We start from the raw sequence: 3,876 nt of genomic DNA, 5'->3' as shown, positions 1-3,876 counted from the left end.
GGTCGCCGCCATCACCTTGGCGGAGAAGCCGTCCTCATAGCCGGCCTCGGCCATCAGCGCCTTTGCCCTGTCGAGATCGGGCGTATAGCAGAAGAGCTCGGACGGATCGGTCGCATAGGCCGGCATGGTCAGCGGCCCGGTCACCTTGCCCTCGCCCAGAAGCGCCGCGTCGAGCACGTCCTGGCGGTCGATCGCGCAGGAGATCGCCTGGCGGACCTTTTGCTCGGTCATCGCCCCGCGATCGGCGTTCAGTTGCAGCACATGGTAGTTCAGCACCGGTTCGCGGGTCAGCGTCAGGCCCGGATTGTTCGGCACGAGCGTGGCGACCAGCGGATCGTTGATCAACGCGAAATCCACCTGGTTGGTGCGCAGCGCCGCGAGGATCGCGGTCTCATCGGGCAGGACCGAAATGTTGATGCCGTCGACGCCAACCTCGCCGCCCGCCCAGTTTTCGTTGGCGGCGAGCACCTCGCGGGAGTTCGGCTCCCAGCTTGTCAGAACGAAGGGGCCGGAGCCGAGCGTTTCCGTGCCGATCGTGCCCGCTTCGATGGCGCTTGCCGGAACGATCGCGGCGTTGATCGAGGACATCGCCGTCAACAGCGGCACATCCGGCTGCGACAGGTTGAAAACCACGGTCTCGTCATCCGGCGTGTCGATGCTTTCGATGGAGAGAAAGTTGGCGCGGGCGGAAGCGCCGGTTTCCTCGTTCAGGATACGCTCGAAGGATGCTTTCACATCCGCCGGCGTCACCTTGTCGCCATTGGAGAATTTCGCATCCGGGTCGAGCTTGAAGGTCAGCGTCCGGCCGTCTTCCGAGAATTCCCAGGACGTGGCGATCGCCGGCGCGATGTTGAGTTCGCTATCGGTGCGCACCAACGGCTCGTAGACGAGTTCCAGCAGGCGCAGCGACGAAAAAGCCGTCTGCTTGTGCGGGTCGAGACCGGTCGCATCCTGCGACCAGGCCATATTCAGCGTTGCCGCGGCGGCCGGAACCGCCGCGCCCGCGACGCCGAGCGCTGCAGCAACGGCGACAGCGGAAACCAGATTCTTGAAACGGGGTCTGCCCATGATCATTTCCCTCGAGATTATTGAGCGTTGCCGATGCGGCCTCCTGCCGACACCGGAGAGACTTCAGCTATCGCGGCTTGTCGCCGTCTTCTGATTGATCGCCTTGCGCAGGAAGCCGCCGGTCTCCTCAAGGAGATCGCGGCCCTCCTGCAGTTCCATATCCGTCAGCGCCAGGAGGATGGCGAGCTTGACGTCGTTCTTCGTCTTTTCGAGCAATTTTTCGGCGGTCTCGGCCGCAACGCCCGATGCCTCCATGACGATCCGCACGGCGCGCGCGTAAAGCTTGGCATTCGACACCGTCACATCGACCATCAGGTTCTCGTAGACCTTGCCGATGCGGACCATGCTGGCCGTGCTCAGCATGTTGAGAACGAGCTTCTGCGCCGTGCCGGATTTCAGCCTTGTGGAACCGGCCAGCACTTCCGGGCCGACGACCGGCGCGATCGAGATATCGGCGATTTCCGCGATGACGGAAGATGGATTGCAGGAAAGCGCGACAGTCGCCGCACCGGTTTCCTTCGCATAGGTCAGGGCCCCGATGACGTAGGGCGTGCGCCCGCTGACCGCGATGCCGACGACGACATCCCGTGCCGTCAGGCCGATGGCCTTCAGGTCGGCAGCGCCCAGCGCCGGATCATCCTCCGCCCCTTCGACGGCGGTGGTCAGCGCCTTCTCGCCGCCGGCGATAAGGCCGACGACCATGCCGGGGGGAACGGAAAAGGTGGGCGGGCATTCGGAGGCATCGAGAACGCCAAGCCGCCCGCTCGTGCCCGCGCCGATATAGACAAGCCGGCCTCCGGCATTGAAGGCCTCGACGATGCGCTCGACGGCGCTCGCAATGGCGTCGGTCTCGCGGCCGACGGCAATCGCGGCCTCGCCATCCTCGGCATTGATCTTTTCGATGATTTCACGCGCCGACAGCAGGTCGAGATCGAGCGTGCGCGGATTGCGCCCCTCGGACACCAGTTTTTCAAGCTCGCCGGCCAGCAAATTCATGAATGCATTCCCCTTGTCTGCCGCGCGATGCGTTATTTTTGTTCTTTGTCATCGCAGCGTTCGGGAAAGGCTATAATCACAAATTCCATTTGTCAAATTCATTTCAGAATATTTTATTCCAATCGGTTCGGGCACGTTTAGGCTGAAGAGGTGGGGGCTTGCGCCCGCCTGCCTGAGGCCGCGAAACCGTTACGCTTTGGCAATCATTCCATTGTATTCCGCGAAAAGGAATTTATTATTCCAGCATTTACACCGGCTGACCGAGGAAAACCGTGTCCGTTCTCAATGTGATAGAAGCCCAGCTTGACAATCTTTCTCCGGCGGACCGGCAGATCGGCCGTTTCATCCTCGACAATCCCGACGAGGTTCTCCGGCTTTCCTCCGCGCGCCTTGCCGAACGGACCGGCCGCAGCCAGTCGAGCGTGGTGAAATTCGCCCAGAAATTCGGCTTTTCCGGCTATCAGGAGATGAAGCTCGCCGTCAGCAAGGCGAGAGCGCACGCCTGGCGGCCGCCCGGCGCGCTGCACAGCACGATTGAACTCGGCGACAGCCCGGCGACGGTGGCGCAGAAGATGCTTTCGAGCAAGATGCACGCCATGCAGCAGACCATCGCCGCCAATGACGAGCGCGACATCGCCCGCGTCATGGATCTGGTCGACACGGCGGGCCGCATTCACGTGGCCGGCGTCGGCGCCTCCTCGCTGGTGGCGCGCGATTTCTGCCTCAAACTGCAGAAGCTTGGCCGCTATGCGCTTCACGATGCCGACAGCCATGTCCAGATGGCCAATGTCTCGGCCTCGAAGACCGGCGACGTGCTCTTTGCGCTCTCCCATTCCGGCACCAGTATCGAAACGGTGCGGATTGCCGAGCTTGCCGCAAAACGCGGCGCGGCCGTGGTCTCGATCACCGGGCCGCAGCAGAACCCGGTCGCGCGCGGCGCGGACATCACGCTCTACACGATTGCCGACGAGGAACGGGTGCGCTCATCCGCCATCACCGCCCGCGACGCGCAGCTGATGCTGACGGATTTCCTCTTCATCCTGCTGCTGCAGCGGCAGAAGGATGCCGGCGATTACATCGCCGACAGCGGCGAGGCGGTGACCGCGCTCAAGCTTGGCGCCGAAAAGTAGAGCGCCGCAAGTCTCAGGCCTTCAGCGGCACGCAGATCTCGGTGATGAGTTCGGCAGGCGGCGTATCGCGCGGGTCGTTGCGATAGATCTCGCAAGGCGGAGCGTCGGCGGGCTCGTGACCGGCGGCGGGAAGCCAGCTGCCATAAAACCAGTGATAGGCCTTGTGCAGCTCGGCATAGGGCCCCTTGTGGGTGAGCACCGCATAGCGACCGCCCGAAACCAAACGGGTCTCCAGCCCTTGCGGCACATCGGCGCCGTCGGCGAGCGTGAGGCCCGCGAAGGCATTGAGGTCCTTCTCCTCCGTCAGACCGGGGTCGTCATAGTAGACGCCGATCATCTCCGTTTGCGGACCGAGGGCCCCGGCAGCGGCCATCATGCCCGCCGCCGGACCGAAGGCCCTGTCGATTTCCATATAGGAGCCGCGGTGCGGGAGGCCCGCAAGCCGCCGCTCCTCCATATCGCGCAACGTGACGTCATACATGTCATGGTTCCTTTCAGGGACCGGTTGATCAAACATCGTGTGCCGGCCGGCCCTCCTGTAGGCGGCTGGGGTGATGCCGTAGGTGGCCTTGAAAAGACGGGTGAACGCCGGTACGCCGGATGATCCGGCCCGTTTCGCGATCGCCTCGACCGGCGCATCCGAATTGACGAGTTCGCCGGCTGCCCGGTGCAGCCGCAACCG

At 63.4% G+C, this 3,876-nt stretch carries 4 protein-coding genes; 1 reads left to right on the top strand and 3 read right to left on the bottom strand.

Annotated elements, in window-relative coordinates:
- Both AC5DC2_RS20775 and murQ read right to left on the bottom strand, forming a co-directional pair.
- Nucleotides 1–1,068: ABC transporter substrate-binding protein (locus tag AC5DC2_RS20775; RefSeq protein ID WP_491699863.1), on the bottom strand; the 1,068-nt coding region annotated here is incomplete at its 3' end.
- 63 nt (nucleotides 1,069–1,131) lie between these two features.
- The gene (gene murQ, locus AC5DC2_RS20770; RefSeq protein WP_491699862.1) at nucleotides 1,132–2,064 is read right to left on the bottom strand and encodes an N-acetylmuramic acid 6-phosphate etherase; all 933 of its coding nucleotides are present in this window, start codon (nucleotides 2,062–2,064) and stop codon (nucleotides 1,132–1,134) included.
- A 272-nt stretch (nucleotides 2,065–2,336) separates the two neighbouring features.
- Here murQ and AC5DC2_RS20765 point away from each other — a divergent pair, with 272 nt between their 5' ends.
- A complete protein-coding gene (locus AC5DC2_RS20765; protein ID WP_491699861.1) occupies nucleotides 2,337–3,194 on the top strand; it encodes a MurR/RpiR family transcriptional regulator in 858 nt (285 codons plus the stop codon).
- A 13-nt stretch (nucleotides 3,195–3,207) separates the two neighbouring features.
- Here the strand turns inward: AC5DC2_RS20765 and AC5DC2_RS20760 are convergent.
- Nucleotides 3,208–3,876: AraC family transcriptional regulator (locus tag AC5DC2_RS20760; RefSeq protein WP_491699860.1), on the bottom strand; the 669-nt coding region annotated here is incomplete at its 5' end.

The sequence above is a fragment of the Martelella sp. genome, from assembly GCF_984369615.1.
The sequence above is the reverse complement of the archived record's forward strand: the minus strand, read 5'-3'. Positions and strand labels throughout refer to the sequence as shown.